Origin of the sequence: Bifidobacterium erythrocebi (assembly GCF_012932675.1) — a bacterium.
GTDB classification, from domain to species: Bacteria; Actinomycetota; Actinomycetes; order Actinomycetales; family Bifidobacteriaceae; genus Bifidobacterium; species Bifidobacterium erythrocebi.
In genome coordinates, this window is sequence record NZ_JAAIIF010000004.1 from 1 (window position 1) to 6,214 (window position 6,214).

Annotated in this window: 2 protein-coding genes; one reads left to right on the forward strand and one right to left on the reverse strand. The window is 57.6% G+C overall.

What is annotated here, in order from left to right:
• On the reverse strand, positions 1-2,430 hold a 2,430-nt coding region (locus G1C98_RS01110), incomplete at its 3' end, for an alpha-amylase family glycosyl hydrolase (protein ID WP_169078453.1).
• A gap of 577 nt (positions 2,431-3,007) precedes the next feature.
• Here G1C98_RS01110 and G1C98_RS01115 point away from each other — a divergent pair.
• Positions 3,008-6,214: alpha-amylase family glycosyl hydrolase (locus tag G1C98_RS01115; RefSeq protein ID WP_169078455.1), on the forward strand; the 3,207-nt coding region annotated here is incomplete at its 3' end.

Here is a 6,214-nt window from a genome sequence, read left to right on the forward strand (position 1 = left end):
GTCGGCAACCGGATCCAGCGGGGGCACACCCGTCACCGTAACGGTGACGGAAGCGGACTTGCCGCCTGCCTTGGCGGTGATCTTGGCTGTACCGGCCTTCACCGGGGTCACGGTGCCGTCGGAAGCGACCTTCGCCACAGTCTCATCGGAGGAGGACCAGGAAACGTTCACGCCTGCCGGATCGGTGGTGGCGGTGAGCTTGGTGGTCTTCACGCCATTGGAGAGGTCGGCGACGAAGTCCTTCTGGTCGATCTTCACGGAGTTCACGGTAACGACGGTGCAGCTACGCGCCGTCCACGTGCCGGAAGCGGTGGTGTCGCCGTCCCAAGCGTAGTTGCCGTCGATCTTCAGGCCGGCTGCATCCACGCCCTCGGTGGTATCGGCGGGGTACTTCAGCGTGTTGGTGGCATTGCCATCATTGAAGATGATACGAGTATTGTCGTTTGCGAGCTCGTCGGGAATCTCGTACTTGTACTCGCCGTCCTTGCCGCAGCTATCTCCTGTGGAGACCTTCGTCATCGCCACGCCTGGCCACTTCGCGTTCTGCTGCAAGGTGGTGGCGCTCGGATCATCCACATACACGTAGGCGTACAGGTTGCTCCATGCGCTTGGCTTCTTCGCATAAGCCGTGCTCGTGGCGTTCGGATCGCGCTTCGTGCATGTGAATTTGTCGGAGACCGTATCGCCGTCCTCGTCCTTGCCCTGCACCTTCACCGTGATGGTGCCGCCAACAGCGGTGGACGCGCCAACGGTGATGGTGTCGCCGTCCTTGTAGGAGCCAGACTTGCCTTCGGACGTGGTGTAGGTGGTGTCCGTAGCATTATTGGCGTTCAGGGTGACGGTGTTGGTGTCGGTCTTGAACGACTTGGCGCCGCTGACGGAGACCGAAGCGGACTTGTCGGTGAAGAACACGCTGATCTTGCCTGCAGGTGCGGAACCGGAAGTGATCTTGCCACCGGACACGGTGATGGTGCCGCCGGAGACCTGGTCCTTGTAGGTTCCGTCATCGAGGTTGGTGGCGGTGCCGTCCAGTTTCTGGGTGTCGCCCATGTTGGTGATGGTCACACCGTCGTTCTTGGAGTTGCCGTCCTTGATGTAGCGCTCGACCATGAGGCAGGAATTCGCGCCGCAATTGCGCAGGTATTCCGAAGCCTTGTTGTTGTTCATGGCATTGCGGAAATGGTTTACGGCAACGACCTGCGAATCCTTCCAGGAATCCGCGCCGGCATCGCCGAGCTGGCTCTTCTCCGCGAACTGCGGCTGGTTGCCGCCGGAGCCGACAGGTCGATCGAAGTACAGCGGCATGGTCTGGGAGCGGGAGCCGATTACGCCCCACCCCATAGTCATTTCCCATTCGCTCATCTTCATGGACGCGCCATAATCGTCGGGCTTGTTGGAGTAGTTATCGTGCGATTCCACCCAGGAAACGAGATTGTTGCCACCTGCGGCGTTGTCCCAATTGTTGAGGTTGCCAGCATTCAGATTCTTCGAGCTCAACGCGCCGCGGAGCTTGACACCGTAGTAGGAAGCGGTCACACCGCCGCCATGACGGCTGTTGTTGGCGAACAGCTTGGCGTAATCGGCATCATGGGAAATGGAATCCTGCAGCACCTCGCCGTACTGGAATTGGGCGCCGTTGTTCAACACGATATTCCAATACTGGGAGCCGTCATATTCGTTTGGCAGCTCGATATGCTTGGCCGCGTCGAAACGGAAGCCATCCACGCCGTCGTTCACCGCCTGCACGAGGTAATCATGCATCATGTTGGCGGTCTCGGTCTTCGAGGTGTTGATGTCGTACAAGCTGAGCAGCTTGCAGTGTGTCACCTGGTAACGGTTGTTGTAGTCCTGTACGTCGCCATCGTTGCAGTCGTGATGATACAGGTCGGACTTCCTCCAACGATCCGCGATGGCATTCCAGGTGGCGGTCATATGGTTGGCGACCACATCCACGATGATGCGCACACCGTACTTGTGAGCGGTGGCGCACAGACTCTTGAGGTCATCTTCGGAACCCATCACCCAGTTGCCGATGGTAGTGTCGGTCGGCTGGTACACGTAGTACCAGTTCTCGGTGAAGATCTTGCCCTTGTTCCCAGTGTGGATGGCGGAAATCGGCTCGGTCTGTACGGAGGTGTACCCGGCCTTCGCGATTTCGGGAATGTTCTTTTCGATGGTCTTGAAGCTCCATTCCCAAGCATGCAGGGTGGAACCTTCGCTCATCTGCTTTGCCAGACCATACTTCTTGCGGGCCTGTTCGAATGTGGAGTTCTCCACGGTGTCCGCATAGCTGTCGCGGTTCGTGGCTGCCTGCGCCGCCGAGGCGGTGACGGTGACTCCGCCGATGGCGGTGGCCACTGCGGCCACGCTTACGGCAAGCTTCTTCCAGATGGTGTTCTTCTTGTGATATGCATGGGTTCTCTCATGCATTGGGGCATGCCACTGCGCCGAAGAATACATATCTTCTCCGCCGCTTGGCTGATTACCTCTAGCCTTCATCGGCCCTCCCTGATAATGGGGTCATCGTGCAGCGCGAGAGACTTGCCGAAGCATGTCCTTCTCTGTTCTGTGCTGTGTTCCCTGTTGGGGCACGCATCACGGCGTTGTGTATGACCCTATCTCCTTTGACAACGTTCGCGTTGTAAGCGCACTGATAAGGATATCATATTCATATGGGAGTTTTCGGGTCATGATGATTACGATTTCAATCATTTTGTCTAATAATGAAATACCATAATTACCAAGTGGTTCGCAGTGTCTCAACGAATTGGCTTAGTCCTCGGGGCATGGGGATTGCGAATCGGCGATCGTGCGGCTGAAAACGTTGGCGTTTGCCACGGCATTTTGTGTTAAATTAGCATCAACGTGCTTAATACGAGAACGTTGTCAAAGGAGATTCGGCTGAGTGCCGCGCGCGACAAATGCCTTTATTGGAGGAACAGGAACTACTGAATTCCGCTGATTGGCTTAGCGCGCAGGTGCATGGCCAATTGAATAAGGAGTGCCAATGAAGGCTAGTGGATACTCCCCGGATGAGGGCGGATCGCAGTATTCGTCCCAAGGCGGGAATCGTTCACCATTCAGGAAGAGGGCAGTCTGGAAGAAGCTGGCGGCAGGCGCGGTTGCGCTCGCCACGGCGTTTGGCGGCATGGGGTTTGTGTCCTCCAGCGCCTCCGCTTCCACCGACCGCGATAGCTACACGGATACCGTGGCCAATTCCACATTCGAGACCGCACGTGAGAAGTACGGTCTGACCAAGCATATGAAGAACGGCGCCATCCTGCACGCGTGGATGTGGTCGTTCAAGAACATCACGGCGAACATGGAAGCCATCGCCAAGGCCGGCTACACTTCCGTGCAGACCGAGCCGATGAGCAAGATCAAGTACGTTCCGTCCAACGGCAAGAAGTTCGACGAGAACTGGTACTACGTGTACCAGCCGTCCGGCACTTCCATCGGCAACTTCGTGGTCGGCACTGAGGATGACCTCAAGGAGATGACCGCCACCGCCCATAGGTATGGTGTGCGCATCATCGTGGATGTGGTGGCCAACCACTTCACGTCCGATTGGAACGCCATCGAACCCGATTGGCAGAAGAAGGAATATTTCCATAATCGTAATAATTGCCCTTCCACGGATCAGAACCCTGGTGGTGGCGACAAGATTGACTACAGCAACCGTTGGCAGGTCACGCAGTGCCACTTGCTCGGTCTGTGGGATCTGAACACGCAGAACCAAGAAGTCGCGGACCGCATGCAGAGCTATCTGAAGACCGCCGTGGCTGATGGCGTCGACGGCTTCCGCTTCGACGCGGCCAAGCACGTCGAGCTTCCTGACGAGCTGGAGAACGCCAAGTCGAATTATTGGAACACCATTCTTAAGAATGGCGCGCAGTTCCAGTACGGCGAAGTGCTGCAGGGCGATTCTGGCCTTAATTATGAGGCTTATGCCGATATGTTCCGCGACAATTCCTCCGATGGCGGCGGTAACACCGCTTCCGCTTATGGTGGCACGGTTCGCGCGGCCATAAGCTCGGGCAACCTGAGCACCAAGATGGTGCAGAACATCAGCACCGGCGGCGCTGATGAGGATCAGCTCGTCACCTGGGTCGAATCGCACGACAACTACGCCAACAAGGAACAGACCGGTTCCGACGGCGTGAAAAAGGGCGTGTCCACCGAACTGACCGACTACGAACTCATGATGGGTTGGGCTATCGTCGGTTCCCGCAAGGCTGGAGCGCCGCTGTACTTCAACCGTCCGAAGGAATCCGGCGGCAAGGACCAGAACGGCAACATCCGTCCTCAGTTCGCTGAGAAGTCCCAGTTGGGCGATACCGGCGACGACATGTGGAAGGACAAGTCCGTCGTCGCGGTCAACCACTTCCGCAACGCCATGGATGGCAAGAGCGAGTATCTGCAGAACTGCGGAGACAAGTCCTGCCTGATGATCGAGCGTTTCACCAAGGACAAGCAGGCGAATGACGGTGTGACCATCGCCAACATGGGCGGCGAGCAGAACCTTGCCGGCATGTCCACCAACCTGGATGACGGGACCTATCCGGATGAGGTCAATGGCGGCAAGCTCGTGGTCAAGAACGGCAAGATCGAATCCGGCACCGCCAAGGCCAACTCGGTCAGCGTCTTCTATATTAAGGGCAAGATCCTGCCGTACGTTTCCGCCGAACCGGCGTCCATCAACTTCTCCACCGACAACGTGAAGGTGACTCTCCATGCCGTGTACGCCAGCAATCTGAAGTACACGACGTCCGAAGGCAAGACCGGCACGTTCCAGGATGGGGACGTCATCTCCGTCGGCGACAGCCTGTCCGTGGGACAGTCCGCCACGATTACCGTGACGGGCGTCGCCTCCAAGACGGTTGAGAACGTCCAGCAGGGTACCGCGCTGTCCAACACGGTGACCGTGAACAAGGTGGATGTGCCTCCGCAGAACCTCGCCGCGCAGTACAACACCAACAAGGTGGGCAACGGCGTGAAGAAGACCATCAACTTCAATGCCGGCAAGGGCGCGAGCATCTCTGACTGGGATAGCTCCATGCTGATCGCGCAGGGTGCCGCCAACGATGATCCGCGCGTGTACCGCCCGAACTCCATGTATGAGGTTCCGATTGATCTGTACGCACTGTACGGTGCCTACGATGACGACAACCTCTACCTCATGTGGGAAATGACCAACGTTCAGGATGTGGTGGATCGTGGCGATGACTACCCGCTGAGCCAAGGCCACCTGTGGCAGACCCAGAACCTGCCGTTCCACATTGCCATCGACACCAAGGATGACAGCACCCGTATCGGCAACAACGGCGGTCTGCAGACCGGCGGCTCGCTGTGGGCGTCCAACATCACTTGGGGCGGTGAGCAAAAGCTCAATAACGTGGTGACCATTTCCACCAACGGTTCCAACGGTCCGTGGATCTATAAGGGCGATGAGACCGGTCTGAACGCCAACGCCGCGTATGGTCCGGCTGCTAATGCCAAGACCAATACTAAGAAGACCGGCATCAAGTTCGGTTATGGCAATGGCATTCTGAGCAAGGATGTCATCGGCATCGACGGCGGCTGGGGCGACAGCAACGGCCGATTCGTCGGTGACATGAAGTCTGAGAACCAAAGCAAGGCCAAGTGGGTCAACTTCAACGACAAGGGCCACGATTCCGCCGGTATGGACGACCATTATGAGATCGCCATCCCGCTGGATGAGCTTGGTACCACCGCTGAGCGTATCGAGAAGTCTGGCATCGGCATCGAGCTGGCAGCCACCTTCGGTCTGTCCGCCATGGATTCTCTGCCGTACGATCTGGCCATGAACGACAACGCCGACCTGCCGGACACCACTTCGCAGGTGAACAACTCCTATGAGAAGTCCGACGACGATATGTTCACGGTGAAGATGGCCAACATCGGTGGCGATGTGCCCCCGGATCCGACCACGTCCATCAAGATCGACCAGTCGGATTACACCGCTGATCTGTCCAAGGGTGTTACCACCAAGCAGCTGACCGCCACCACCGATCCGAAGGGCAACTCCGTATCGTGGAGCTCCTCCGACAAGTCTGTCGCAACCGTCAGCTCGAAGGGTGTGGTGACCCCGGTGAAGGCTGGTACAGCCAAGATCACTGCCAAGTCCGGTGACAAGACCGATTCGATCACAGTTACGGTGATTGGCGAGATTCCGCCTGACCCAATTGAGAAG